Origin of the sequence: Leifsonella bigeumensis (genome assembly GCF_039537265.1) — a bacterium.
Lineage (GTDB): Bacteria > Actinomycetota > Actinomycetes > Actinomycetales > Microbacteriaceae > Terrimesophilobacter > Terrimesophilobacter bigeumensis.
Window position 1 is genome coordinate 157677 of sequence record NZ_BAABAE010000003.1, and the last position, 25329, is coordinate 183005.

A 25329-nucleotide genomic window follows, 5' to 3' on the forward strand; every position below is an offset into this window, starting at 1 on the left:
CTCTCTCCTATCCAGTCTGACGCGGTTTGGTCCAGCCGCAACTGGACTATTTCGTCCAGTCTATTACGGGATGCGTGGATGGCCCTGACCGGCAGCCGGCGCCACGGCGCGGTCGAGGAGCCGCTGGTGCCGAAGCCGCCGAGAACGAGTAGCCCGATAAGTAACATGGACCCGTGATGACGACCGCTGACTCGCCCGAGGGCAGGCGCCTGACGGCGCGCGGGGCGAAGACGCGCGCACGGATCATCACGGCAGCGGCCGACCTGATCTACGTCCGGGGAGTCGGGGCCACCACACTCGACGACGTGGTAGCGGCGAGTGGGGTGAGCAAGTCCCAGTTGTACCACCACTTCGCCGGCAAGGGCGCGCTCGTCCGGGCCGTCATCGACCATACGGGAGAGCGTGTCATCGAGCGTGAACGCGCTGCCCTCCGCCAGGTCTCGACCATCGCCGGGCTGCGACGCTGGCGGGACGCCTTGGTAGAGAGCAACGAGCTGCAGCATGGCGCCTACGGCTGCGCGCTCGGCTCACTGGCCGCCGATGTCGCCGATCACGACGATGTCGCCCGTCAGTCCCTGTCTGAGCTTTTCACCGAATGGCAGGGGCTCCTGGCGGGCGTGTTGCGCAGGCTCCAGGACACCGGCGCGCTTTCGCCCGAGGTGTCGACCGACCAGCTCGCGACCGGGCTCATGGGCGCCCTTCAGGGTGGGTACCTGCTGGCCCAGGCCGTGCACGACGTCACACCGATGGCGACGTCGATCGACATGGCGCTTGCGCACATCGAGAGCCTGTCGACCGGTTGAATCCACTCCGGACCGAACCAGCCGAGAAGTTAAAGATCTGTCGGGGTAGCGGGATTTGAACCCACGACCTCTTCGTCCCGAACGAAGCGCGCTACCAAACTGCGCCACACCCCGATACTGCACCCAGCCGAACCTCGCGGCTCAACCGGACCTCATCAAGAATAGCTGAAATCGTCGCCGGTCAGTGTCACGACCACTGCTTCGGGCGGACAGGAGAACCGCACCGGCGCGTAGATCGACGTTCCGACGCCGGCGGAGACCTCCAGATACGCTGCATTCAGGGCGTGACGCCACAGGTGCAGCCCACTCGCCATTGTCCGGGGGAGGTCGGAATTGGTCACGAGCGCACCGATCCCCGGCACCTGCACCTGACCGCCGTGCGTGTGCCCGGCGAAGATGACATCCGCACCGTAGTTCACGAAGGAATTGAGCACCCGTTGGTAGGGGGCATGGGTCACGCCGATCGTGACGGGTTCGGGACCGGTGCGGTCATCCTGCCAGCCGACGTTCTCGCGCATCTCGTCCATCGCGCCGGGGAGCAGATCCAGCCGGTCCCAGTCGCGGTGGGCGTCGCCCACGCCGAGGAACTCGAGACGAGAGCCCTTGATCGTCATCGCGCGCACCGTGTTGTTGAGGTCGAGCCAGCCGAGCGACTCGAAGAAGCCCTCGAGGCGCCGTGTATCGAGCTTGACAGGGTCGGTGGTCTCGACCCGACGCTCCCTGAAATACGCGAACGGGTTCTTGATGCTCGGACCGAAGTAGTCGTTCGACCCGTGCACGAACACTCCGGGGATGCCGTCGAACGGCTCGAGGGCGTACTCGATCCCATCGATTCCGCGCACGTGGCCGAGGCTGTCGCCCGTGACGACCACGAGGTCCGGCTCTTCGACGACGAGGCCGCGGATCCAGTCCTGCTTCGCCCGCTGCCAGGGCGCCATGTGGAGGTCGGAGAGGTGCAGCACCGTCAGCGGTCTCGCGCCGGGGTCGAGCACCGGGACGGCCTCGCGTCGCACGGTGAAGCGGTTGCGCTCGACGAGCGCTCCCCACAGGAAGGCACCGAGAGCCGCTGCTCCGAGGGTGGCGAGCGTGGTCCCTGCGGCGCGGCCGACCCCCACCCGACTCACGGCATACAGCCCGGTGGCGGGCTGCCGTCAGGCAGGGCGGAGACCGTGAGTGTGACGGCGGCCGTCTTCGAGGTGGGAGTGCCCGGTGACGGGTTCGACGCGGTCACTTCGCAGGTCGGGTCGCCCGGATTGGCCGTCGGCTGCCACTCGACACTGATCTTGTCGGAGTCGAAGCCGGCAGCGACCAGATCCTGGTTTGCCTGGTGCAGCGACTTCGTGATGACGTCGGGCATCTCCACGTACAGGGTCCCGTCGCTCGTGAACACCGTGACCTGGTAGCCCTTCGACACCTTCGTCCCAGCTGCCGGATCGGTTTCCGCAACGGACCCGGTCGGCGCATCCGAAGCCTTCGTGCCGCCATCGGCATAGTTGAGGCCGAGGCTCAGGAGGAGGGCTTTGGCCTCCTCGACCGTCTTGCCTTTCAGGTCCGGGAGCTCGAGCGTCGTGCCACTCAACAGGTTCGCGGGCGGGCTCGGGAACGCCGAACCGCCGTACTCACTGGTCAGCGGTCCGAGAACCCCCAAGCCGATTCGGTGCCGGATCAGGGAACCGAAAGTACCGGCGACATTGATCCGCCTCAACGACTGGTGACCCTCGATGTTGCCGACCCACACGGCCATGGCCACCTTTGTGCTGGAGCTGATCACCCAGGTGTGCCATGCCTGGTCATCCGTCCCCGATTTGCCGATGAGCGGGGTACCGTTACGAGGATTCGATGCGTAACCGGTTCCCCCACCGTCCATCACGGCTTTGAGCGCATAGGCCGCGCCGGCCGCGATGTCCGCGGAGATCGCCTGATGGCAACGACTGTTCTGCCCGCCGATGTCGGTGCCGTTCGCATCGACGATCTTGTCGATGGCGATGGGGGCGCAATAGACGCCGCCACCGCCGATGGTCGCGATCGCGGAGGCCATGGTGAGTGGCGCGACCTCGTTGACGCCAAGAATGGATGATGCATCCGTCTTCAGCGGGTTGCCGTCAGCGCGGTGGACCCCCAGGGATTCGGCGACGTCCCGGATGTCGCACAAGTCAAGCTGTTCGGCCATGGAGATGAACGCCCCATTGACGGACCGGGCAGTCGCTCGAATCACCGTCCAGGGGCCCTGCTCACCCGCGTCGTTGGCGGGGTGATATGGGGGGTTGTAGACGTAGCCGCCGACGCAGTCGGCCTTGAAGTGCCTCGAGTCGTGGGGTGACGCGTTGACGACCTCGCGCAGGCCGTGGCCGTTCATCAACCAGTCGGTGAGGGTGAACAGTTTGTAGGTGGATGCCGCCGGAAACCCGGACGAGCCGCCGTAGGCCTTGTCGGTGTTGAAGTTGACAGCCGTAGTCTGGACGGGGTCACCGTTTCCCGTGTCGTCGAAGCTCTTGTTCTGTGCCATCACGAGGATGCGGCCGGTGCCCACCTGCACGGAGGACACTGCACCGCCGAGCTTGAACCGATTCTCCGCTCGCGGTGCGTAGGCCTCCAATTGCCCCTCGGCGTTCGCCTGCTCGTCGAGGTCGATCGTCGTGTAGACCTTGTAGCCGCCACGATCCCAGTTCGCCTCGCGCTCGTCAGGGGTGCTGCCGAGCATCTCGAGATCCTTGACGCTCTTGCGGATGTAGTCGCAGAAAGTCTTCGCCGCGGACGCGTAGGTGCATCCGCTGCTCGGAGCGGTGATCTTGACGTAGTCCTCGATGGGGGTTGCGACGGCCTCGTCGTACTGGGCCTGCGTGATCATCTTGAGGTCGAGCATGTTCTTCAGGATGAAGTCGCGCCGCACCTTGTTCGCCGGATACTTCTTGGGGTCGTCGAGGTTCTGGTCGTTGGGCAGCTGCACGATCGCGACGAGGCTCGCGGCCTCGACGAGGGAGACATCCGCGGCGCTCTTGCTCAGGTACTGCTGTGCAGCCGACTCGATCCCGTAGGTGTTGCCGCCGAAGCCGGCGATGTTGAGGTAGGCCAGCAGGATCTGGTTCTTGGTGTAGTTCTTCTCGAGGCCGATCGCGAACTTGGCCTCCTTCAGCTTGCGATCGAGAGACTGCGCCTGGGCCGCCGCGATGGCCGCGTCGCGCTGCTCCTTCGTCGGGAGCAGGAGGGCATTCTGGATGTTGATGTTCTTCACGAGCTGCATGGCGAGGGTCGAGGCGCCACTGCCGATCTCGTTGCTCGAGAGGTTTCCGAGCGCTGCGCGGATGATCGACTGGACGTCGACGCCGCCGTGCTCGTAGAAGCGGCGGTCCTCACCGGCGACCACGGCATGCTTGATGAAGGGGGAGACCTGGTCCCAGGCGACCTCTTCGCGGTTCTGTTTGAAGATCTCGGCGAAGGGAACGTACTCGCCGTTGAGCTTGCCGTACAGGGTGTTCTTCTGGGCGAGCTCGCCTACCTCCATGTAGTCGGGGAGCGCTTCGAACACGCCGATGGAGGAGTTCGCGGTCATACTCGTCACGGCGAGAGCCGGGGTGACCAGCGCGGTCACGAGAACTCCGGCGAGAACGCTGAAGCCCAGGAGTCCCGCGATCGCTGAGAGCACGCCGAGAGGCTGGGTTTTTTGGCGAGGCATAGGATACAGAGTAACGGGTGAACCGACCGTAGAACCTGAATGGATGCCGTGATGACGCGCTGGGAGTACCTGACGACGCCGCTCATCGTGCACAACACCGCTGCAATCCTCAACAACTGGGGCGAGCAGGGCTGGGAGCTCGTGCAGGTCGTCACCGGCCCGGAGGGTGGCCTGGTCGCCTACCTCAAACGCGCACTGCCGGCAGAAGACTCTGCCGACTGATCGAGAAGATGGGAATGCCTGATGTCCACATTGGATGACCGCCTCCGCGAGCTCGGGCTCGTCGTTCCGGAGGGCTCCAAGCCTGTCGCCGCCTACATTCCGGCGGTCGTGTCCGGCAACCTCGTCTACACCTCAGGGCAGCTGCCGATGGTGGATGGCGCACTCCCGGCCACGGGCAAGGTCGGCGCTGCGGTCGCCCCGGAGGATGCGAAGGCGCTCGCCCGCACCTGTGTGCTCAACGGCCTGGCCGCCGCCCGGTCGGCGATCGGGTCGCTCGACCGCATCACGCGAGTCGTCAAGGTCGTCGGTTTCGTGGCATCCGACCCGTCGTTCACCGGCCAGCCGGGCGTCATCAACGGCGCGTCGGAGCTGCTCGGCGAGATCTTCGGCGAGCCGGGCCAGCACGCCCGCAGCGCCGTCGGCGTGGCAGTGCTGCCGCTGGATGCCCCGGTCGAGATCGAGTTCGTCTTCGAGTTCGCCTGATCCGCAGTTAACCGAGCTGGCGAGAGAGGGCGTCGATTTTCTCGCGAGTTTCGAGGCGTCGAAGCCGCCTCGATGTCTGAGCTGAAAATCGACGCCCTCTCTCGCCAGCGCCCCGCAGAACTTACTTGAGCTTCTCGGTGATGATCTGCATCACTTGCGTGTCGGCGAGCGTGGTCGTGTCCCCGACCTCGCGCCCCTCCGCCACATCCCGCAGCAACCGTCGCATGATCTTGCCCGACCGGGTCTTCGGCAGCTCGGTCACGATGAAGATCTGGCGCGGCCTGGCGATCGCGCCGATCTGCTCGGCGACGTGGGCGCGCAGGATCGCGCTCGCCTCCTCAGGGGTCTGCGCGGCCTCCTGCTTCGCCCGCAGGATGACGAACGCGACGACGGCCTGGCCGGTCGTGTCGTCGGAGGCGCCGACGACCGCGGCTTCGGCGACGATCGGATGCGACACGAGCGCCGACTCGATCTCCATCGTGGAGAGGCGGTGGCCCGAGACGTTCATCACGTCGTCGACCCGCCCCATGACCCAGACGTCGCCGTCGGAGTCGAGTCGTGCGCCGTCGCCGGCCAGGTACATCCGGCGCTGCGGTGACCCCTCGAAGTCGAACTTCTCCCAGTAGGTTTCGATGAAGCGCTCCGGGTCGCCCCAGATGCCGCGCAGCATCGCCGGCCACGGTTCGGTGACCACGAGCAGTCCGCCGTTGCCGTTGCCGACCCGGGCACCGGTCTCGTCGAGCACATCCACCGAGATCCCGGGGAGCGGAACCTGTGCCGAACCCGGCTTCGCCGAGGTGATGCCGGGCAGGGCTGACACCATGATCGCGCCGGTCTCGGTCTGCCACCAGGTGTCGACGACGGGGGTCTCGCCGCCGCCGATGATGTCTCGGTACCAGATCCAGGCCTCGGGATTGATGGGCTCACCCACCGACCCGAGCACGCGCAGCGAGCTGAGGTCGAACTTCTGCGGGTATTCACGGCCGGTCTTCATGAACGCGCGGATGGCGGTCGGCGCCGTGTAGAGGATGGTCACGCCGTATTTCTCGATGAGCTCCCACCAGCGTCCGGGGTGCGGGGTGTCGGGCGTGCCCTCGTACATGAGCTGGGTGGCGCCGTTGGCGAGCGGGCCGTAGACGACGTAGCTGTGGCCGGTCACCCAGCCGACGTCGGCCGTGCACCAGAACACGTCGGACTCCGGATGCAGGTCGAAGACGTTCTTGTGGGTGTAGGCGCACTGGGTGAGGTAGCCGCCGGAGGTGTGCAGGATGCCCTTCGGCTTTCCGGTGGTGCCGGAGGTGTAGAGGATGAAGAGCGGGTTCTCCGCCTCGAAGGGCTGGGCCTCATGCTCGGCGGAGGCGGTCTCGACGGTGTCGTGCCACCACAGGTCGCGCCCATCGGTCCAGTCGACCTCGTTCTCGCCGCGCTTCACCACGAGCACATGCTCCACCGTCGTCGCGCCGCCGGCGGCCTGGCTGCTGAGCGCAGCATCCACCGCGTTCTTGAGGGGGAACACTTTGCCCTTGCGCCAGCCGCCGTCGGCGGTGATGACGAGTTTGGCGCTCGCATCCTCGATGCGGGACCGCAGCGACTCCGCGCTGAATCCGCCGAAGACCACCGAGTGCACCGCGCCGATGCGGGCGACCGCGAGCATGGCGATCGCCGCCTCCGGGATCATCGGCAGGTAGATCGCGACCCGGTCGCCGCGCCGGATGCCGAGGGCTTCGAGCGCGTTCGCCGCCTTCTTGACCTCTTCGGTCAGCTGCGCGTAGGTGATCGACCGGGAATCGCCGGGTTCGCCCTCCCAATGGATCGCGACCCGGTCCCCGTTGCCGGCGAGCACGTGCCGGTCGAGGCAGTTATAGGCGACGTTGAGCTGCCCGTCGGCGAACCAGCGCGCGAAGGGGGCGTTGTTCCAGTCGAGGGTTTCGGTGAACGGCGTATGCCAGTGGAGGAGTTCCCGGGCCTGGTCCGCCCAGAACCCGAGGCGATCATCCTTCGCCTTGTCGTAGAGGTCGGGCTTGGCAACCGCCTGTGCGGCGAATTCTGCGGAGGGCGGGAAGCGCCTCTCCTCGTGAAGCAGGCTGTCGATCGTCTCGCTCATGGTTCTCCCGGGCGCTTCCTTGCGTTGACGGTGACATGCACGGTCACCTGGAATTCGACATTACTCGGTTGTGAAAGTCACCACCCAAACGAGGGTCGGCTGCGTTAGACTGAAGGCTGTCAAATGAGAGTTTGACCTGCAGCGAGCGCTACGATTCCCCCCAATCAGCTCGTTGCCGTGGCGGCGCCCGTTCCCCCCAACTGGCGCCGCCCCTCTCGTTAAGGCGAGTCTCCCCACTGCCCCGTTGTTCTCGCCCCGCCCGGTGGCGGATGATGGTGGCCATGGTCTCCGAACCCGCACAGGGACATCCGGGGCCTGCTGCGCCCCGACGCGTTGCCGACTGGTACGAGTTGTTCTTCGATCTGGTCTTCGTGGTCGTGGTCGCGGTCGCCGTCCACCTCATCGAGGTCGACCCGGCGATCGGAACGGTCGTCGTGTTCGTTCTGCTCCTGTTTCCGCTGTGGTGGGCCTGGGTCAACCTCATGGTCACCAACAATCTGTTCGGTGACCGGTTCCGGTTGATCGGGGTTCTCGTGGTCGCGGCGATGCCTGGGCCGGCTGCGATGGCGGTCGCGATCTCGGGCGGAATCGACCGTTTCGCCTGGCTTTACGCGGCAGGGGCGGCCTGGATCCGCATCCTGCTGCTCGTCATGTGGCTCGTTCCGAGGGCGAAGGAGGCGAGCTCGATCTCGCCGTGGCGCACGGTTGCCTACAACCTCGTGACCGCTGCCGTCTGGCTCGTGTCGATCGTGGTCCCCGCGCCATACCAGTACGTGTTGTGGGCGGTCGCGGTGGGTGGGGAGATCGGGCTCCTTGCGGTGCGCTCCCGATTCTCTTCGGAGGTCTACGACCGCGCTTCGGTCTCGCATTCGCTCGAGAGGATCGGGCTGTTCGTCGTCATCGTGATCGGCGAGGCCGTCTATCTCTCCGTGACCGGGCTGGCTGAGCATCCGACGGTCGCCGGCAGTGCGGCGGCGCTCTTCGGGTTCGTCGTGTGCGTCATGATCGCGCGGGGGTTCTTCCGCTGGGGGATCCCGACGGCGGAGGCCGGGCTCGAGGCCGCGCAGCGGGCGAAACATTACGGCGCGTTACGCGACGTGGTCATGTACCTGCCGTTCCTGCTCATCGTGGGGCTCACTTTCGTCGCGGCGTCGATCGGTATCGCGGTCGTCGATGCGGCCGAGCCGCTGACGCTGGGCGTGCGGGTTCTTCTCGCGACGGGGGTCGGCATCCTGCACCTCGCGAACGCGGTCATCGGCGTGAGGCTCGGCAGGCGATGGCGCCGCATCGCCGTGATGTTCGTGCCGGGTGGCGTTCTGCCCGTGCTCGCCTGCCTTGCGAGCGGCGGGCTCGCCGCGTGGGCGACGATCGCGCTCGTCGCGGCCGCACTCATCGTGCTCGACCTCGTGAGCTTCGCACTCGAGCGGACAGCCGTCGGCCTCTCCACTCCTCCACAGCCGGTCACCTGAGCGGGAATTCACCGGACGACGGGCGCGCCGTCTGGTCGCATACCCGGCGCACCTAGCCTGTCCGCATGTCCCCGGATGCCCGACCGCGATTCGTGGCCGTGCGCCCAGGAGTCCGAGCGCTGGGGACAGAGTCGCTGGGGCGGGGCCGCAGGATGTCGGGCCATCCAGCACCGTCGAGCCGATACCACCCGCGCGGAACCTGCCCGAGTTCGGCGAACTCGCCTCCTTTGTGTCGGACCCGGCAGTCACGGATGTCTTCGTCAACAGCGCGGGGGAGTTGTGGGTCGACCGGGGGCATGGGCCAGAGCGCAGGCCGACTCTTCCGCTGACCGAGCCGGAGCTGCGCGAGCTCGCCGTACGCCTCATCGCGCTCGGAGGCAGGCACATCGATGAAGCTGCCCCCTGCGTGGATGTCCGCCTGCACGACGGCATCCGGGTGCACGCCGTGCTCCCTCCCGTCTCACCGCTCGGGACGCTGCTGTCGATCCGGCTCCCGCGCGTGCGGCGTCTCGCGGTCGACGATCTCGCCTCTGCAGGATTCTTCGACGACGTCGCCGTCGATGGAGTGCTCGATCTCGTGGCCCGGCGAGCCAACATCCTCGTGACGGGCGCGGGCGGCAGCGGCAAGACGACGCTGCTCTCCGCGCTGCTCGCGGCGGCGGCGCCGACCGACCGCATCATCGCGATCGAGGACGTCGCCGAACTGCAGGTGGATCATCCGCACTTCGTCTCCCTGGAGGCGAGACAGCCGAACCTCGAAGGGGCTGGTGAGATCGGTCTCGCCCGGCTCGTGCGCGAAGCGCTGCGGATGCGACCGGACCGGCTCGTCCTCGGCGAGTGCCGTGGTGCGGAGGTGCGCGAACTGCTCGCCGCGCTCAACACCGGGCACGACGGGGGAGCGGGAACCCTGCACGCCAATTCCCTCGAGGACGTTCCCGCGCGTCTCGAAGCCCTCGGCGCCCTCGCCGGCCTGGGCGTCACCGCGATCGCGCGGCAGGCGGTCAGCGCGATCGGGGCGGTGCTGCACGTCGGGAGGGGGGACGGCATCCGGCGACTCGTCGCGGTCGGGCGGTTCACCGTGGATGCAGCCGGGCGCCTGCGCACTGAGGCTCTTCCGCGGCAGCGGGCGGAGGAAGCCGGTGGCTGAGACCGCGAGTCTGGATCCGGTGGCCAGCGTCGTGCAGCGACTGGGCGTTCTGCTTGCTGCCGGGGTCACCCCTGCATCGGCATGGGGCTACCTCGCCGAGTCGTTCGATGACCGGCCGTCCGGTGGAAGGACCTCGGGGCACGCGACGCAGGACATTGTGGCGACAGTTGCGGCGCGGGTCGGCACGGAGCCGGTCGCCGGGGCGATCCTGGCTGCCTTGCCGGCGGAGTCGGCGCCGCGGCGCGGCGAGGCCTGGGCGGCGAGCGGCGCCGCCTGGCGTGGGCTCGCCGCCGCGTGGTTCGTCGCCTCGGATGCCGGGGCTCCGCTCGCACCGAGCCTCCGGGATCTCGCGGGGTCGCTTCGCGATCTCGCCGAGACCCAGCGCGACGTCGATGTCGCGCTCGCCGGGCCGGCCGCGACCGCGAAGTTCGTGACCGTTCTCCCGGTGGTCGGCATCCTGTTCGGGCTCGGTCTCGGGTTCGACACGCTCGGCGTGCTGTTCGGCACTGTGTCCGGGGCGCTGTGCCTCGCCGGAGGGGCGGCGCTCATGCTCGTGGCCCGCGCCTGGAACCGTCGCCTGTTGCGGGCCGCGACACCGAAGGACGTCACTCCAGGCCTGTCGCTCGAGTTGCTGTCGATCGCGGTCTCCGGTGGGGCATCCCTCGATCGCGCCCGCCGAGCGGTCGCGAGTGCGCTCGAGCGGTGCGAGCTCGACGGTCGCGACGCCGAACTCGACGAGGTGCTCGAACTGTCGCGGCGCGCCGGCGTGCCCGCAGGGGCGCTGCTGCGCAGCGAGGCGGAGCAGTCGCGACGCATCGCCCGCAGCGCGGCTCGGCAGAAGGCGGCGGCGCTCTCGGTGACCCTCATGCTCCCGCTCGGCCTGTGCGTACTGCCGGCGTTCCTGCTGCTCGGCGTCGCCCCGCTCATGATCGCCGTCATCTCCTCAACAGCCGGGTCGTTCTGAAGTTCTCCCCCGATCGACCCTCGTTGGCCGAGGGCCGTCGTCGACCCGGCACACACTGGGTGACGACAACAGAGAGGACCATCATGATCCAGAGGATTCGCCGCCGACTCGCATCAGGGACCGGAACATCGGAGACCGGTGCATCGACCGCGGAATATGCCATCGTGACGATCCTCCCCGTGCTCAGGGTTTCCCGGCGTTCGACTTCGCCATCGAGGACGGTCCCCGCGCGGCGTGACGAGACTCCTCGTCGCGCCCGCGACGGGGCCAACTGAGGGCCGAGGCCCGACACGAAAGGAAACACCAAAATGACGAGCAAGTTCGCAGAGGCGCTTGCAGTGGTCAACGGGCGGTACCAGCCGACCGCAGCCCCGCCAGCGCGGAGCGCGCCTTCCTACCCGGAGGCTTACGCCAAGTTCGAAGCCGCGAAGCGGGAGGCGGTGAAGTTCCACGATAAGAACTGGAACAACAGCGCCATCACTCACGAGCGCCGCCGCCGCCTCCAGATGGCGCGCGCCGAACTGCGACAAGTGCTGGACGCCACTTCCGCACAGGCGGGGGCCGATCCCGACGCGGCCCGGCGGGCGGCGTTCGAGCAGATTGCCGCGACTGACGCCAACTCGGTGGCCGTCGTCTCCAACGAGTGGGGCAAGGTTCGGGCGTTACTGGACTCGGGGCGCAACCTCGGCCAGATCATCGACAACGCCGACCGGCGGCGGCTGTCCGCGATCCTCGACCACCTCGACTCCGACCTCGCGGTGCAGACCGGCGACCCGGAGGGCGTGGCCGCGGAGGTCTCGCAGGCGGTGCTCGTCCGGCTTGCCGGGCTGGGTGACGAGAAAGCACAGCAGGCCATGGCCGCCCAGGAGGCCACCGAGCACAGCGCGGCTTGGCGGGAGGTCATCGAGCAGGCCGGGAGCGGACAGGTGACACTGAAGGCGCGCACGGCGCTTTACCAGGCGAACGTCGACGAGTACCGGGCGGCGTTCAACGACGACCTGGAGGCCGCAGAGCTCGACCAGGCCGTGGCCAACCTGGACAGCCTCCAGGTCGATGCGAAGGAGGGTGCGGATGGCTAGCCTCCGTCCTTGGACCCCGGAGGACGACGCGACCCTGCGCCGCCTCCATGGCTCAGGTATGGCGCTGCACTCCATCGCGAAGGCGATGAAGCGCTCGAAGGATACTGTGGCGAAGCATGCAGTCCCCCTCGGTCTCGACTTCGACCGAACAGCGACGGCAGTTGCCACCGAGGCGGCGAAGAAGGACGCCAAGGCTCGCCGGGCGGCGCTGGAGTTGGCCGTGCTCGCGGATCTGGAGGAAGCGCGGAAGCGCGTCGGGCGGGCGGAGTCAGCACGCGAGTTCCAAGCGGTCGCTCAGGGCATGGATGCACTCATGCGGTCGTATGTGAACTTGCTCCGGCAGGCTACCGACGACGGTGGCTTGGGCGAGGCGCGCAGCATCGTCGGGGCTATCCTCGGTGCGATCCGGGGGTCGGTAGAGGGCGAGCCTCGGCTCAATCCGACCGCGGCGAAGACGGAGGTGTGACTATGGTCATTCTCCAGTTGCCGACCGGTTTCCAGATCGGCGACGTCGTAGGGCACGAGTGGACTAGTCGCCTTACGGTCAGCCGCGAGCAGTACCCGGATGGGTCTGAGTTCTGCGTCTGCTGGGTCGGATCGTTCTGGCTACTCACGGACCGATCAGGAGGCCAGTCTGGGGAGGGCGACGGTGTAGCTGTCGGGTTCGCACCTTCGGGCGAGGTTTGGTCCGACCCCGCTTGGGAGGAGCGACTCGATGGCTTCGATGCGCTGCCCGAGGACAGCAATCCACTGTCGAAGGCGGTGCTGCTGGCACCGGTCATCGCCACCTTCGCCACGATGCTGCTGCCCATGGTCGATGAAGGGTTCGCCATCGGTGCGGACCTGGAATGGACCCTGGAGGCGGCGCAGGCAAGTTCACAGTTCGATTCGCTGATGGGTACGGTCATGTGCCTGGCATTGACCGCCCTTTGGCGTGCGGAGGACGAGCGGCGCGAAGCGGGCAAGTAGCGCGCTCCGGGTGAGCGTGTGACGGGGCCGGGTCCGGGATGGGCTCGGCCCCGAGCCGTGTCAGTCCTCGTCGTGGGCTTGCTGAAGTTCGTCCTCGCTGAACCCGAACGTGTAGTCGGGGTCCTTGCCCTTCGAGGCCCAGATGTCGGCGGCGTCCCAGACGCTCATGCCGTCGCCGCTGTCGTCGTCGAGGTCGTCGCTCGGCACGGTGCCGTCGTCGAAGTGGTCGGCTCCGATCATGCAACGGCACTCCTTCACCTCCCAGGCGACGTTGGTCGTCCGGTAATGCAATGGCCCTGTCGGCATCTGAGTCCTCCTCGCTGGCGGTGGTCACGCCCACTATAGGTCTCCCCGACGCACCGTGGGGTCTCGGAGGCGCTGGGAGACGCGGGACGCCCTCGAAGCCGTCTCACTGTGTCTCAGGTCGCGGGAGAGCCGCCCGGGGCCGCTCTGTATCGGTCCCCGAACAGCCAATGTGTGTAGTCCGCGAGGTTCTGCCCGTACTCGGCGAACCACTCAGGGTCGGACTCCTGCTCGAACTCAGCATCCGCCTGTTGCACAACCGCCTTGACTTCTGCGGGTGTCTCCGGTCCAGCCATCACTTGCCCTTCTGAAGTTCAAGATGTGGTAACTCGGCTGTCGTGCTTCCCAGTGTCCAGCCGCCACGAACCATCCACAATCCCCAGGATCACGGAGAGCCTGGCGAGTACCCTCGGACCATGGGCGACGTGGTGGAAGGGCCATGGGTAGACCCCGAGGAACTCGGCATCTTCGCGCCGAACTGCCCGAAGTGCCTCGTCCGGATGCAGCCTGGTGAGGTTGGCTGGACCTGTCCCGAGTGCGGCCTGGTGAGTGTTCCCTAGAGGTTCGACTTCATCCAGTCCGTCACCGCAGAGTCGATGCCGAAGCTGGCCCATGACCGCCCATCGACGTTGATCACAAGCACCTCGTCGTTGGTGTCGATGCGCTGCTTGATACCGTCGCGGAGATCGCCGACTGAGAGCGAAGTCTTGACAAGGAAGCTGCTCTTCAGCGGCTTAGCCCAGCCCTGATGCGACTTCAGGTAGGTGATGAGGCTGTCGTAGTTCTGACCAGCCTTGTTGAGGTCATAGTTGACCCAGTGAACGGACATTTCGACTCCAAGGGTAAGTGAACTTCTCGGGTAACCCGAGGTTAGCTCCGACCCCAGACATGACGGAGTTTCTTCTGGGGGCGCTGGTTCCCCGAGCGGTTACTTGCCTGTGACCAGTGAACCCGTGGCTGTAAGAACCTTCAATGTGGCAAGGACGGGATTGTCCCGGTAGGTAGTGCTCGTAGCCACCTTGCGCACAATGTCGACGACCTCATGGGCTCCCACTACGCGAATCGGAGAACCGCCCACGAGTTGCGAATCGCACCACGCGCGCACACGTTGCTCGTGGCCTCCAGCGAATCGCCCAACATAGAGCCGGATCTCCAATTGATTGACGTCATAACCGAATCGTTCAGCAGCACTGCGCGTCACGGCACCTCGAACGTCGGGATTGTTCAGGAGCGCATACCAACCGGAATGGGTTGGAGATTCGCCCGAGACCTGCTCCGCGACCACGCCACGAGATCCGAAGAATGACTTGACTGTGGCGAGCACGAGTCGCTCTCGATTCGCGCCGATGAGGTCAACCTCGAATCCGTGAGTCTGGAACTCTGCATAGCCAGCCTTCCTAGTCTGTCGTCGAACGGGAAACTTCAACGCGCCCGAGACCACAAGCCCCTCGGTTTCCATCGCGAGTGCAACGAATTGCTCGAATGCCTCCATGTCAGCCCTTCGGATCGGTGAAGATATCTTCACGATAGTGAAGGTTTCGACACTGACTTGGAGACCATGCCGCGATGAACTGACTCAGTGCCCTACCCTGTCCGAGAGCCGAACTTCGAAGCGCTCCGGATTGAGTTGGGGAGGCAGCGAGCGGTGCGTGGCTGGACTTATGACGAGTTGGCGGAGCGCTCTGGCGTGACTCGAAGGACCCTTATCGCTATGGAGACCGGCACGACGAATGGTCGTCTCGATTCATGGTTCCGCGTGGCCCAGGCGTTTGATTTGGACCTGGGGACTCTGCTGAAAGCACTGTGATCGTGGCACGTTAACCGGTTTCGCTACAGCGACCCTCGACTTGACGGTGGGGAGGGTGCAGCGACATCCCATGCAACGCTCGAAAACGCCATTCATCCACCGATAACCTCTCAGTATGCGCTGGATGTGAGGAGTCGATATGCATGTTGTGTATGCCGACGATTCGGCGCAGAAGGGCAAGCGCGAAGGCCAGGGAATGCTCGTTGCGCTCGGCGCTGCTGCCTTCGAAGAGTCACACGTGAAGCCTTTCGCTGACGACTTCTATGCGATTTACGACAAGCACGGGATCCCACACGAGGTCGAACTTAAGTGGTCGCCTGATAGTCGAGTGGATTGGTTTCGGGCGGAAGGCAAGACAGAACTATTGACGCCCGTCCGTCGGGCCGTGCTCAAGGCAGCCGTTGAACACGAGGTTCGAATCTTCGCCTCAATCTGGGATAAAGGGGCGCAGCTCACAATGCGCGGTCAACCCGCTGAGCATTGGGTAATCCAGTTTCTCTTCGAGCGAGTGGCGATGTTTCTGGAGAACGCCGACCACCGCGGCATGATTGTGTTCGACAAACCGGGCGGGAGCCATCAGGACGAGGACGCATGGATCGAGGGCACTCGCTATCTCACGGATCTCGGGACGGAGTATGTGAAATCCACCGCGATCATTGCTCCAATCTTGACGGCACCCTCGCACCACCACCCACATTTGCAACTCGCTGATCTGGTGGTAGGCGCAACGACTGCTGCCTTCGCGGGCAACAAGTACGGTTTAGCCCTGATGAAGCGCCTCAAACCAATGTTTCACACGAACTACTGGGGCAACTCAATTGGTGGTTCAGGTGTAAAGCTTTATCCCGACCACGTGTGCAACCTCTACCACTGGGTACTGGGCGATGAATTCGTAATGCGTCGAAGTATGGGAATTCCGATGCCCATCGACGGGCTCGGTTGGCTCTATGTCGCGAGCAACGGGCTACCCGCCCGGAGAGGCAAGTCTGCTGCCTCCTGAGTTCTCCGACGCGCTAACCAATGACCACCCTCGCGGCGCGTATGCCATTCTCTAGTCATGGCAGAGCCGATCGATTGGATAGTGGCTGGCGCAACGATCGCGTCCGCTGGAGTGATCGCATGGCAGGCATGGCAGACGCGTGCCGCCGTGCAGGCATCCAAGGACACGGTGACGGCGGCTAACCGCTCAGTCGAACTTGCTGCCGAGGCGCTCCGCGAAAGTCAGCTCGCTCGATTAGAGACCGCATTTCCTCGATTCTTCGTGACAACCCACCCGTGGATTGACCTCGGCACAGTTTAACAGTCGGCCACCGTGACGAATGCGCAAAATGGGAGCTATGTCCGCTTTGAACCCATGACGGAAGGACGTATCTTCAAGCTCCCCCGGGACGAAGCCGTGGAGCTGCTTTACCGTCACAGAATCAAAATCCGGAACGACGGGCCCGGTTCAGGGCTGGTTGAACTCCGAACAGGATCTCAATGGGGCCCGGGAGATTACGAACCTGTGGTCGCGGCAGGGACAACCCGAGAGGCATTCGTGATGGCGCGCTTGTCAGTAGCGGACTGGGTTGAACTGAGCGAATCGCGTGGGGTTGCCAAGACGGGCACAGTACGGATTCGAGGACCGAAAGACTCCGATCTGGATGAGACCTTCATGGTCGTTCTCACGGGTTCAGTTCTCGCACCAGTCGCCGACGCAATCGGCGATTGGCATGTCCCAGTTCTAGAGTTCGACCAGCCAATGGAAGCCCGTGTCGAACCGGGCAAGCGAAAGTACTGGCGATCCCGCTCGCAGAATCAGGAGTTTTGACGTGGCGCCACTTGCCCCCGCAGGACCGCCGCGCGCCGTCTGGGTCGTGATGGTCGAGCCGCCGACGCCGCCCATCGACGACCCGATGCTAGGCGGGCATCCTGCCGGAACGCCCCTTGCGCTGTTTCCGCCGCGATGGGGCATCGACAAATTGCTCCCCGTCGTTGATTCATTTGTGCAGTTGCTAGACCCCAACCTCGTTGACAAACTCGATTACAGGCAGATGTCGCACGTGCCCTACCCAGCCAGAGTCGTCGGGTATGGAATGGAGGTGGAGGGCGGCTGGAACCCCACTGTGGTGGCGTTCAAAGTTCAGGACCTCCAGGTGTTCACCGAGGACGAGACCGGTATCGAGTCTGTGACCTTCACGCGAGTGCCGCCGTCCGCACCTGAGTGGTTGCTTCGGGAGAGAGAGCTGGGTCTCCGCTAGTAAAGATCGACTCAACAATTCATGACCGAAGTGCACCTGCTCCGCTAGCAGGAGTCGTCGCTTTCGACGGATGGGATCGGGGTTCCGTGGGGGACTGACCCGCCCGGGCTAAGCCTGCGCGGCGTTCGTGCCCAAGTGTCAGTGGGCACATGTAGAATGACGTCTAGACGTCAACGAAATGGGTACCGTGGGAAAGTTTCAGCCTGGCCAGATCAGAGATGGCATCGCCGAGTGCCTCAGCAGGCATGGCATGGACGGCGCCTCCATCGGCGAGATCGAGGCTCACATGGAGACGGCCTTTGGGGAGGCGGTGGCGTCGTCTTCGATCCGCTCTTACCTCCAGCTAAACACGCCAGGTAAGTTCGAACGGCTCGGTCGAGGTCGCTACCGCATTGCTGATGCGGGGCTCGTTATGACCGATCCAGCTCCTGATGGGGAGGTTGAACTCAAGGGTAAGCCCGTGTACCGACACGGCAAGACTCGACTCTTCCGGGCAGACTCACTGGAGTGGCTTCGTGAGCAGCCGGAGCACTCCGTTCACGGAGTCGTAACCGACCCTCCGTATGGACTGGTCGAATATACGCCGACCGAACTGGCGAAGCTTCGAGCGGGACGAGGAGGTACCTGGCGCATTCCGCCGTCGTTCGATGGGCACCAGCGCGCTCCGCTCCCTCGCTTTACTACGCTGAGCAGCGCCGAGCTTGATCAGCTCGAACGGTTCTTCAGGCAATTCGGCGAGATTCTCATGCCGGTGTTGGTGCCCGGCGCTCACGTCATGGTAGCGGCGAACCCTCTGGTGTCACACCTCGTGTCATATGCTCTCGACGCGGCGGGCTTCGAACGGCGCGGCGAAGTGGTTCGTCTTGTCACGACGATGCGCGGAGGTGACCGGCCGAAGAACGCCCACGAGGAGTTCCCCGACGTGTCGGTAATGCCGCGCTCGAATTGGGAGCCGTGGCTTCTGTTCCGGAAGCCGGTCGAGGGGACCGTCGCGGAGAACCTGCGGAAGTGGAAGACCGGGGGCCTCCGGCGTATCTCCGACGAGCGTCCGTTCGGTGACGTGATCGCGTCGTCGCCGACGAACGTCAAGGAGCGGACGATTGCGAACCATCCGTCGCTCAAACCACAGGCGTTTATGCGGCAAGTGGTTCGCGCGATCCTGCCCCTCGGTGAGGGCATCGTTCTCGACCCGTTCGCAGGGTCCGGGTCCACGCTCGCTGCGGCTGAGGCAGTCGGCTATCAGTCCGTTGGCGTCGAGTTGGATCCCACTTACGCGGAGTTGGCATCCAAGTCCATCCCGAAGCTAGCTGCGCTCCCGGATCGGGTTGGGCTGGTCCATGTAGATCCAGTTGGCGCGGAGGCGAGCGACGCCGTCCCGGTCGAGGGTTGAGGTCCGGGTGCCGAGCGCGCCACGGTTGTTCGTGCGGAAGTCCTCCGGATCCACCTCTGACAGGTAGACCTCGCGGAATAGGAGCGGATTGCGATCGGTAGCAGGCTCCGTGGCGTGGTCGGTCTCATAGACAAACACGCACATCCATTGCTTGCGCCCACCGTGGGTGTCGACTGCGCCACCACGCTTGAGCGTTGATTTGATCTCGACGCCCTCGGTTCCGGACTTCACCGAGTTGTTCGGATAAATGCCCTCGACCACGAGGTCGGGGTGACCGTTGTGGAAGTTGTTCTGCACTAGCGACCGGGAGTGTTTGGCGACCGAGGCGGTGAGCATGTCGGAGATTGTGCCGGACAGATTAGCCTTCCGGAGCATGTCGTCGAGCCGCGCGAGGTCGCGCCCCCGCAGGAACTGGTTCACGTCGTAGAAGAAGTCGTATACGTCCTGCATCGCCGACTGGAAGTCGATGATTCGGAGGTTGTATGGCAAGACAGGGGCAGGGTTGAATTTGTCGAGGTATACCTCTTGACGCGAAACCATGACGTCAGCGTAAGTGAAAACTCTGACGTCAGCGAGACATTTACGCTGACGTCATGAAAATGTGATCAAACTGCCTACTTCCATGGCAGGTAACACTTGTGGTTCCCTGGTTTTGGTGCTGGCTGGTCCCGGCCCAACTTCGGTTGAATACACGCTCGACCCTCGGTCCCAACTCTCGACCGAGGGTCGAGCGTACTCCGGCAGTTCCGCCAGTCCTTGACTCGTGGTCACGCTACACGCGCTCGCTGACCAAGGACTTGTGGCTGGGGTGAAACTGTGCTGAACTTACTCCCGCACTACTAGAGCAGCTCACCTGTCTCGACATGCTGTGTCCCAGGGAGAGTAACCCAGGGTGGGGTGGGCTGAGCTAATCAGATGGCAGGTCGGCCCGCTGGTTCCGATAAAGGGACCAGCTATTGCGAACTACTCTCGATCTCACCGTCGCGTCACTTCCTGACGACGACTTCCACCGCCTGCTCTCGCTGTTGTTCGGCGAGGACGAGCCCACCTCCAACGAGGAGGTGGGCGCTTGACCCCGCGGCTCACCGCCGAGCAACTCGCAGCCCCAGACGGGGTAGAACCCCGGCCTGCGGCTCGGAAATCACGGGAGGCCGTCCCGGAGCCCGGCGGTTATGCCTCCGCTACCAGCCAGTACGCCGCGCTGGGGTGGGGCACGATTCCGGTACTCGGCAAGACCCCGCCGCCGAGCGGAGCGACCGGGCGCGCGGGGACCGTCACCGACGAGAAGCGGGCCGAGTGGTCACGCGACAGGAAGTGGCGCGACTCGAACATCGCCATTCGGCACGACGGCACCATCGCCATCGACGTTGACGAACACGACGACAAGCACGGAGCGCGTCAACTGGGCGATTGGGTGTCGAGGTTCGGCATCCTCCCGCGAACCTTCAGCAGCACGGCACGAGCTGACAGTGCGCCCGAAAGTCGCCAGTACATCTACCGGGTGCCGCCTGGAACCCGACTGATATCCGGCGGCGAGAACGTCGAAATCTGCCAACACGACCACCGATACTCGATGGTCTGGCCGTCCGTGCACCCCGAGACCGGCGAGCAGTACCGCTGGTTCGGGTCGGACGGTTCGCCGCTCGATGGTCCGCCCGCGGTCGAGGATATCCCGTTCCTGCCTGACCGCTGGCTCGAAGGACTCGCCGCCGACCGAGCAGCAAACCGAGCAACCGAGCGGAGGACCACCGCTCCCCGCAGAAGCCTCGCGGAACTGCTCGCCGATCCACCCGCTCGCGGCGACGGCCAGACTAACGACTGGCTGACACAGGTCGCAGGGCACTTTGCTCGCCAGCACCGCGACCGTCGCGACCTCTACGAGACGAAGGTCCGGGAAGCCGCCGCGCGCGTCGACCCAGACTACGAGGACACCGAGAAGACACTGGAGTCCGTCTGGCGAGGTGACGTGCAGCGCAACCCTTCGCGGGTGCGCCCACAGGCGCTCGACGACTCAACGCTCGTCGACTCGATGGCCGATGCGTTCCGGTTGTTGATCTGTTGGTCCGGCGGGCACGGATGGCGCGAGTGGGACGGCAAGGTTTGGGAGTCCAGAACCGACGCCTACGTGGTGGAGCGGGTGCGGCTGGCGATGCAAGACCTCTACCACCGGGAGTCGGCGGCGACGACCGATTCGAAGCGTGCCTCCGCACTCGGGCAACTGCTCTCAGGCGGCAAGGTGCGGGGTGTCACCGGGCTCCTCCGGGGCGCACTCGAAGTCGAGTCCACCGCGTTCGACTCGCACCCCGACCTGCTCAACTGCAACAACGGCATGGTCGACCTGAGGTCGGGTGAACTTCGCCCGCACGATCCGCGGATGTTCATGACCAAGGTCACGACGACCGACTACGTGCCCGGCGCGACACACCCCGACTGGGACAAGGCGCTCGGCGCGATCCCCGAGGACGTACGTCCGTTCATGCAGGTCCGGATGGGGCAGGCCGCAACTGGGTACCGCGTCACCGACGAGTTGATGCCGGTTCTCTACGGCGGCGGCAAGAACGGTAAGACGACGTTCCTCTCGTCAGTGCAGTCTGCCCTCGGCTCGCACGCCAGGTCGGTCTCCGACCGAGTGCTGACGGCCCGCGACACTGACCACCCGACCGAACTCACCGACCTCCAGGGGCTGCGGCTCGCGGTTATCGAGGAGTTGCCGGAGGCTGTGCCGCTCTCGGTGAAGCGGCTGAAGGACACCGTGGGTCAGCCAACGATCACGGCTCGGAAGATCGCGAAGGACACGGTGACCTGGGAGACCAGTCATGCGCTGCTCCTGGCGACCAACCACAAGCCGCGGGTCAACGAGACCGACCACGGCACTTGGCGGCGGCTCGCGCTCGTCCGCTTCCCGTTTGTGTTCGACGGCAAGGACGGGGCAGACCACAAGCCCGGCGACCCCGGACTTCACGACCGGATGCGGCGAGGTGTGGAGGGTCGTCGGGAGGCGGTGCTGGCCTGGATCGTTGAGGGTGCCCACCGTTGGTATCGATCGGGCCAGGTGTTCCCACCGATACCGGAGCGAGTCACCCGAGACACTGAGGAGTGGCGCGGCGAATCGGACGTAATCGTTTCCTACCTCACCGACCGCATCCGGTTCGACTCGCAAACTGCGGTCGGTACCACTGACCTGCTGCACGACCTCAACGCGTGGCTCGATGCGCACGGCAAGGCGGCCTGGGGCGACCAGCTCCTCACCGAGCGCTTCGGCACCCACGAGCGCGTCACCGGGCAAGGGGTCGAGAAGAAGCGCGTTCGAGTGGCCTCATCCGGCGTCCAGGTGGTCGGACGGGACGGCAGGCCGTTGGCCCGGCAGCCGGAGGGGCAGGCCCGCCTGTGGCTCGGTGTGGCGTTCTCGGCGGACGGCGAAACGACCGAGGGGATCCCGTGGTGACGGGCATGAGACGGAGTGAGACGGGGTTCTCGGAGCTCCTCGGGGAGAACTCACTCTTCTCGTCTTCCGAAACCCCGTCTCACCCCGCCTCACCCCCCTGGTCAGCCACCGCCCACGAGACACACGACCGGCAGACGTTCGACCTCTCGCACGCGCGAACTTCACCCACCGAAAGGAGCACCCAATGACCGACCAGAGCCTCGCCGCCTGGGTCCGCGCTCATGTTGATGAGGTGCGGGGGTGGCCTGCAATCTCGCGCCCTGACCGCATGTGCCTCGTGGCCGTGTGTGACCGCCCGGTGTTCGCAAGCTTGCTCTGCAAGACGCACTACAAGCACGCGGTGTTAGTCCGGCGCATCCACCGCGACGCGATGCACGTCGTCCCTCGAACTGCGATCTGGCCCGAGTACGGCATGCCGGTCTATGCCGACACCAACCCCCAAGACCTCGGGGCCTGACGCCCCGTGGAAGTAGATATGACCGACCGATTGGAGAACCAGCCATGAAGCAGAACCAGCACGCAGTTAAGCGCGCACGGCGAGCCCGCCGCCGTCGCGTCTACGACGCGCGACGCACCAGGCGTCGTTGATCGACCGGGAGGGGCGACTCTACTCCAACTCGCCGCCCCTCCCTCCCACCCGAAAGGAACACCATGGCGACGGATTCGCACGGGAGCCAGCGTCCCCATGCCGGTTACTCGGGACGGGGAATTGTGCGCAGTACCGCGGGTACATTTTCATGGAAATCAGAACCAATTCTGCCTCTGACCAGGAGAAAACATGATCCGCGAACTGTTTCGAACACTGATTGGCGACCTGCGCGCCCGAGTCCCCTGGCGCGACATCGAAGCCGACTTGTGGGCCACCTACTACGCGATGAAGGTCCAGCGACAGGCGGGTCCGCGATGACCGAGCAGGCCGACCTCCAACCCGGCGATGTCGTCATCATCGACGACTTCGGTGAGCCCCGCACCTGCACCGCGACGCTCGTCAGTGGGCTTCCCGACATGGTGTGGTTCCGCGGGAGGCCTGCCGACACCCAACTCTGGCTCATCGACAGAGACGGTCGTGCATTCCGTGCCGACATGCCCAGGTGGGAGGGACGGCGATGAATATCAGCGGCCCCGCCTACGATCCCCAGCAGGAAGGGACACAGCCGTGGCACTCACCAACGACAAAAGAACCCGTCGGTACCAGGAAGCGTTCGACGAGTTCGTACAGGAGCGCAGACTCGACATCGAGTACCCCGACACCTGGAGCGACGCCGATAACCAGGCGTGGGCCGCAGTCGTTGCGCAACTCCGAGCCGAAGGCGTCATCCGCTAAGCACTGCCCCTCCTGTGAGCGCGACATACCCCTGACCGGATGGGGCTGGTCGGACCGCGCCCACACCCGCCGGCCGCCGTATTGCAAGCCGTGTATGAACCTCGCTGGACGCGATTCCTACGCCCGCAAGCGCGAGCGCGAGCGGCGACTCAGTGAGCCGGACGGACGCGAGCACCTGACGAACCACTACGACACGGCGCTGACCCTGTGTGGTCGGCTCACCGGCTCGGCGCTCGCGAGCCACTACTACGACGAGCTCGCGACTACAAGCCTGCCTACATGCGCCGACTGCACCCGCATCGATGAGCTGGCCTGCCTCGAAGCGGACGCCGCCCAGCGGCGCCCCCGTGGCCCCTTCGACCCAAACCCATATCGCCAGACCTACCTCGCCGCTGTCGAGCGGCAGATCGGGAGTGTGACCGCATGACCACCAAGAAGATCACCCGCGCCGCAATCTACGCCCGCGTCTCGACCGAGGAGCAAGTGGACGGCACCTCGCTGGACGAGCAGGTGCGACTCTGCCGCGAGGAGGCGACCCGGCGCGGCTGGGAGGTCGTCGCCGAGTACATCGACGCAGGTATCTCCGGCACCGACCGGAGTCGCCCCCGCTGGCGCGCCATGCTCAACGTCGCCCAGCAACGGGAGATCGACGCCGTGGTCGTTCTAAAGCTCGACCGGTTCGCACGCCGCGCCGCCGACATCCTCACCGAGACCGACCGCTTCATCGAACTCGGGATCGGCTTCGTCGTGGTCGACCAGGCCATCGACATGAGCACACCCGCCGGACGCATGATGCGAACTATGCTCGCGGGCGTCGCGGAGATGGAGCGCGACCTGATCGTTGGGCGTACAGTGGCCGGGCAACGTGCCAAGGCCAAGAACGGTGGACGTCCCGGTGGCGAGCCCCCGTTCGGCTGGCGGATTGAGGGCAAGAACACCAAGGTGTCGCGGGTCGTGCCGGACGAGAACGAGCGCGCCGTGCTGCGCGAGGCGGTCGACTGCATCATGCGCCGCCGGATGAACATGCAACAGGCGACCGACCATCTGAACGGGATCGGGATGCGCCCCCGCAAGGCCGCACGCTGGAACCCCGATGTTCTCCGCCGGATGCTCGCCAACCCGACGCTCTACACGGGGCGTTCCATATGGGGCGCGACCGAGACCGGCTCGTTCTACAAGCGGAGCCATCACACCCGGCTGGATCGGGACGGCCGGCCCGTCCACGGCGATCCCATCAAGATCGACCTGGGCAATCCGCCGCTCACCGAGAAGGAGCACCGCGCGATCATGCGGACCGTCGAACGGCGGAGCACTCGCGGCAAGTCCGCCGAGGCCAGGACGCAGATGCTCTCGACCCGCCTGGTTGGCGCGTGCGGCAAGCATTACATCGGGGTGAGCATCAACGGGAAGCCCTATGACGTGTACCGCTGCACGGGGAGGAAGCACATGAACGGGCCGGACAAGTGCAAGTGCAAGCAGGTGCGAGCGGACTCCCTCGATGCCCGAGTGTGGGGGGAGATCAAGGGACTGCTCGGCAGTCCCGAGCGCTTGGAGGCGATGGCACGGCGGTGGCTGGAAGTACCGGACGACGCCGACCTCTCGGACCTCGGCCCGATCCTGGCAAAGCTTGATCAGGAGATCGAGCGAAAACAGCGCGCCCTCACCCGCGCCCTGGATGATCGCTACGAGGCTGACGATCTGACCGAGCACGACGAGCGGATCGCCCGGTTCAGGTCGGAACTGTCGGCCCTGCGGCAACGCCGTGACGCCCACGCGGCGATGGACGCGGCGAAGCAGGAACGGACAGAGCGGCTGAACGATCTTGTGGCGCTCGCGGAGCGTGCTCGCGGGCGGTTGGAGAGCATGTCCGACGCCGCGCGACGGGAAATCGTCCAGATCCTCGACAT

Annotated in this window: 28 protein-coding genes, 1 tRNA gene and 1 pseudogene; 22 read left to right on the top strand and 8 right to left on the bottom strand. The window is 65.4% G+C overall.

Annotation, left to right across the window (positions count from 1 at the left end; translation table 11 throughout):
• Nucleotides 1-176: 176 nt before the first annotated feature.
• A complete protein-coding gene (locus tag ABD678_RS05810) occupies nt 177-803 on the top strand; it encodes a TetR/AcrR family transcriptional regulator (RefSeq protein WP_344757094.1) in 627 nt (208 codons plus the stop codon).
• A gap of 40 nt (nt 804-843) precedes the next feature.
• Here ABD678_RS05810 and ABD678_RS05815 read toward each other — a convergent pair.
• From ABD678_RS05815 to ABD678_RS05825, 3 genes are all read right to left on the bottom strand, one after another.
• Nucleotides 844-917, bottom strand: a tRNA-Pro gene (locus tag ABD678_RS05815).
• A gap of 41 nt (nt 918-958) precedes the next feature.
• Complete coding sequence (locus ABD678_RS05820) at nt 959-1918, bottom strand: metallophosphoesterase (protein WP_425561970.1); 960 nt, start codon at nt 1916-1918, stop codon at nt 959-961.
• 5 nt (nt 1919-1923) lie between these two features.
• On the bottom strand, nt 1924-4446 hold the full coding sequence (locus ABD678_RS05825; RefSeq protein WP_344754669.1) for a transglycosylase domain-containing protein: 2523 nt from the start codon (nt 4444-4446) through the stop codon (nt 1924-1926).
• 81 nt (nt 4447-4527) lie between these two features.
• On the opposite strand from ABD678_RS05825, the gene ABD678_RS05830 reads away from it, so the two are divergent.
• Together ABD678_RS05830 and ABD678_RS05835 are read left to right on the top strand one after the other, a co-directional pair.
• Nucleotides 4528-4698 (top strand): DUF4177 domain-containing protein, encoded by a 171-nt coding sequence (locus ABD678_RS05830; protein ID WP_344754671.1) that lies wholly within the window; start codon nt 4528-4530, stop codon nt 4696-4698.
• A gap of 21 nt (nt 4699-4719) precedes the next feature.
• Nucleotides 4720-5181, top strand: coding sequence for a RidA family protein (locus tag ABD678_RS05835; RefSeq protein ID WP_344754672.1), 462 nt, complete (start codon nt 4720-4722; stop codon nt 5179-5181).
• Nucleotides 5182-5302: 121 nt separating this feature from the next.
• On the opposite strand, the gene acs is transcribed toward ABD678_RS05835, so the two are convergent.
• On the bottom strand, nt 5303-7285 hold the full coding sequence (gene acs / locus ABD678_RS05840) for an acetate--CoA ligase (RefSeq protein WP_344754673.1): 1983 nt from the start codon (nt 7283-7285) through the stop codon (nt 5303-5305).
• 281 nt (nt 7286-7566) lie between these two features.
• Between acs and ABD678_RS05845 the strand changes: the two genes are divergently transcribed.
• The 6 genes from ABD678_RS05845 (at nt 7567) to ABD678_RS05870 (ending at nt 12913) form a co-directional block, all read left to right on the top strand.
• Nucleotides 7567-8754 carry a low temperature requirement protein A gene (locus ABD678_RS05845; RefSeq protein WP_344754675.1) on the top strand — a complete coding sequence of 396 codons (1188 nt, stop codon included), beginning with the start codon at nt 7567-7569 and terminating at the stop codon, nt 8752-8754.
• A gap of 199 nt (nt 8755-8953) precedes the next feature.
• Nucleotides 8954-9901, top strand: a complete 948-nt coding sequence (locus ABD678_RS05850) for a TadA family conjugal transfer-associated ATPase (RefSeq protein WP_425561971.1) — start codon at nt 8954-8956, stop codon at nt 9899-9901.
• Nucleotides 9894-10865 carry a hypothetical protein gene (locus ABD678_RS05855; RefSeq protein WP_344754677.1) on the top strand — a complete coding sequence of 324 codons (972 nt, stop codon included), beginning with the start codon at nt 9894-9896 and terminating at the stop codon, nt 10863-10865. The genes ABD678_RS05850 and ABD678_RS05855 overlap by 8 nt, the downstream gene beginning before the upstream one ends.
• A gap of 308 nt (nt 10866-11173) precedes the next feature.
• Nucleotides 11174-11944, top strand: coding sequence for a hypothetical protein (locus ABD678_RS05860; protein WP_344754679.1), 771 nt, complete (start codon nt 11174-11176; stop codon nt 11942-11944).
• Complete coding sequence (locus ABD678_RS05865; RefSeq protein WP_344754681.1) at nt 11937-12410, top strand: hypothetical protein; 474 nt, start codon at nt 11937-11939, stop codon at nt 12408-12410. Before ABD678_RS05860 ends, ABD678_RS05865 begins: the two co-directional genes overlap by 8 nt.
• A 2-nt stretch (nt 12411-12412) precedes the next feature.
• Nucleotides 12413-12913: a hypothetical protein gene (locus tag ABD678_RS05870; RefSeq protein ID WP_344754683.1), complete on the top strand. Its 501-nt coding sequence runs from the start codon at nt 12413-12415 to the stop codon at nt 12911-12913.
• Between the two features lie 60 nt (nt 12914-12973).
• Here the strand turns inward: ABD678_RS05870 and ABD678_RS05875 are convergent, their stop codons facing one another.
• The 3 genes from ABD678_RS05875 to ABD678_RS05885 form a co-directional block, all read right to left on the bottom strand.
• The gene (locus ABD678_RS05875) at nt 12974-13153 is read right to left on the bottom strand and encodes a hypothetical protein (RefSeq protein ID WP_344754685.1); all 180 of its coding nucleotides are present in this window, start codon (nt 13151-13153) and stop codon (nt 12974-12976) included.
• Nucleotides 13154-13772: 619 nt separating this feature from the next.
• The gene (locus tag ABD678_RS05880; protein ID WP_344754687.1) at nt 13773-14045 is read right to left on the bottom strand and encodes a hypothetical protein; all 273 of its coding nucleotides are present in this window, start codon (nt 14043-14045) and stop codon (nt 13773-13775) included.
• 99 nt (nt 14046-14144) lie between these two features.
• The gene (locus ABD678_RS05885; protein WP_344754689.1) at nt 14145-14708 is read right to left on the bottom strand and encodes a hypothetical protein; all 564 of its coding nucleotides are present in this window, start codon (nt 14706-14708) and stop codon (nt 14145-14147) included.
• Nucleotides 14709-14795: 87 nt separating this feature from the next.
• Between ABD678_RS05885 and ABD678_RS13795 the strand changes: the two genes are divergently transcribed.
• The 6 genes from ABD678_RS13795 (at nt 14796) to ABD678_RS05910 (ending at nt 18653) form a co-directional block, all read left to right on the top strand.
• The gene (locus ABD678_RS13795; protein WP_425561951.1) at nt 14796-15023 is read left to right on the top strand and encodes a helix-turn-helix transcriptional regulator; all 228 of its coding nucleotides are present in this window, start codon (nt 14796-14798) and stop codon (nt 15021-15023) included.
• A gap of 139 nt (nt 15024-15162) precedes the next feature.
• The gene (locus ABD678_RS05890; protein ID WP_344754691.1) at nt 15163-16023 is read left to right on the top strand and encodes a DUF3800 domain-containing protein; all 861 of its coding nucleotides are present in this window, start codon (nt 15163-15165) and stop codon (nt 16021-16023) included.
• Between the two features lie 57 nt (nt 16024-16080).
• Nucleotides 16081-16323, top strand: coding sequence for a hypothetical protein (locus tag ABD678_RS05895; protein WP_344754693.1), 243 nt, complete (start codon nt 16081-16083; stop codon nt 16321-16323).
• 12 nt (nt 16324-16335) lie between these two features.
• Nucleotides 16336-16833: a hypothetical protein gene (locus ABD678_RS05900; protein WP_344754695.1), complete on the top strand. Its 498-nt coding sequence runs from the start codon at nt 16336-16338 to the stop codon at nt 16831-16833.
• 1 nt (nt 16834) lies between these two features.
• A complete protein-coding gene (locus tag ABD678_RS05905; protein WP_344754697.1) occupies nt 16835-17263 on the top strand; it encodes a hypothetical protein in 429 nt (142 codons plus the stop codon).
• A 178-nt stretch (nt 17264-17441) separates the two neighbouring features.
• Nucleotides 17442-18653 (top strand): DNA-methyltransferase, encoded by a 1212-nt coding sequence (locus ABD678_RS05910; RefSeq protein ID WP_344754699.1) that lies wholly within the window; start codon nt 17442-17444, stop codon nt 18651-18653.
• Here ABD678_RS05910 and ABD678_RS05915 read toward each other — a convergent pair.
• Complete coding sequence (locus tag ABD678_RS05915) at nt 18567-19142, bottom strand: hypothetical protein (protein WP_344754701.1); 576 nt, start codon at nt 19140-19142, stop codon at nt 18567-18569. The two genes, ABD678_RS05910 and ABD678_RS05915, sit on opposite strands and share 87 nt — an antisense overlap.
• A 580-nt stretch (nt 19143-19722) precedes the next feature.
• Here ABD678_RS05915 and ABD678_RS05920 point away from each other — a divergent pair.
• The 7 genes and pseudogenes from ABD678_RS05920 to ABD678_RS05950 form a co-directional block, all read left to right on the top strand.
• On the top strand, nt 19723-22098 hold the full coding sequence (locus tag ABD678_RS05920; RefSeq protein ID WP_344754703.1) for a phage/plasmid primase, P4 family: 2376 nt from the start codon (nt 19723-19725) through the stop codon (nt 22096-22098).
• Nucleotides 22099-22282: 184 nt separating this feature from the next.
• Nucleotides 22283-22555 carry a hypothetical protein gene (locus ABD678_RS05925; RefSeq protein ID WP_344754705.1) on the top strand — a complete coding sequence of 91 codons (273 nt, stop codon included), beginning with the start codon at nt 22283-22285 and terminating at the stop codon, nt 22553-22555.
• Between the two features lie 321 nt (nt 22556-22876).
• Complete coding sequence (locus ABD678_RS05930; protein ID WP_344754707.1) at nt 22877-23005, top strand: hypothetical protein; 129 nt, start codon at nt 22877-22879, stop codon at nt 23003-23005.
• Entirely contained in the window at nt 23002-23208 is a 207-nt protein-coding gene (locus tag ABD678_RS05935; RefSeq protein ID WP_344754709.1) for a hypothetical protein, read from the top strand. Before ABD678_RS05930 ends, ABD678_RS05935 begins: the two co-directional genes overlap by 4 nt.
• Nucleotides 23209-23254: 46 nt before the next feature.
• Nucleotides 23255-23422: a hypothetical protein gene (locus ABD678_RS05940; protein ID WP_344754711.1), complete on the top strand. Its 168-nt coding sequence runs from the start codon at nt 23255-23257 to the stop codon at nt 23420-23422.
• Between the two features lie 94 nt (nt 23423-23516).
• Nucleotides 23517-23849 carry a hypothetical protein gene (locus ABD678_RS05945; protein WP_344754713.1) on the top strand — a complete coding sequence of 111 codons (333 nt, stop codon included), beginning with the start codon at nt 23517-23519 and terminating at the stop codon, nt 23847-23849.
• Nucleotides 23846-24934 (top strand): annotated as a pseudogene (locus tag ABD678_RS05950) (recombinase family protein); the annotation flags it as partial. The gene ABD678_RS05945 and the pseudogene ABD678_RS05950, both read left to right, overlap by 4 nt.
• Nucleotides 24935-25329: the final 395 nt, after the last annotated feature.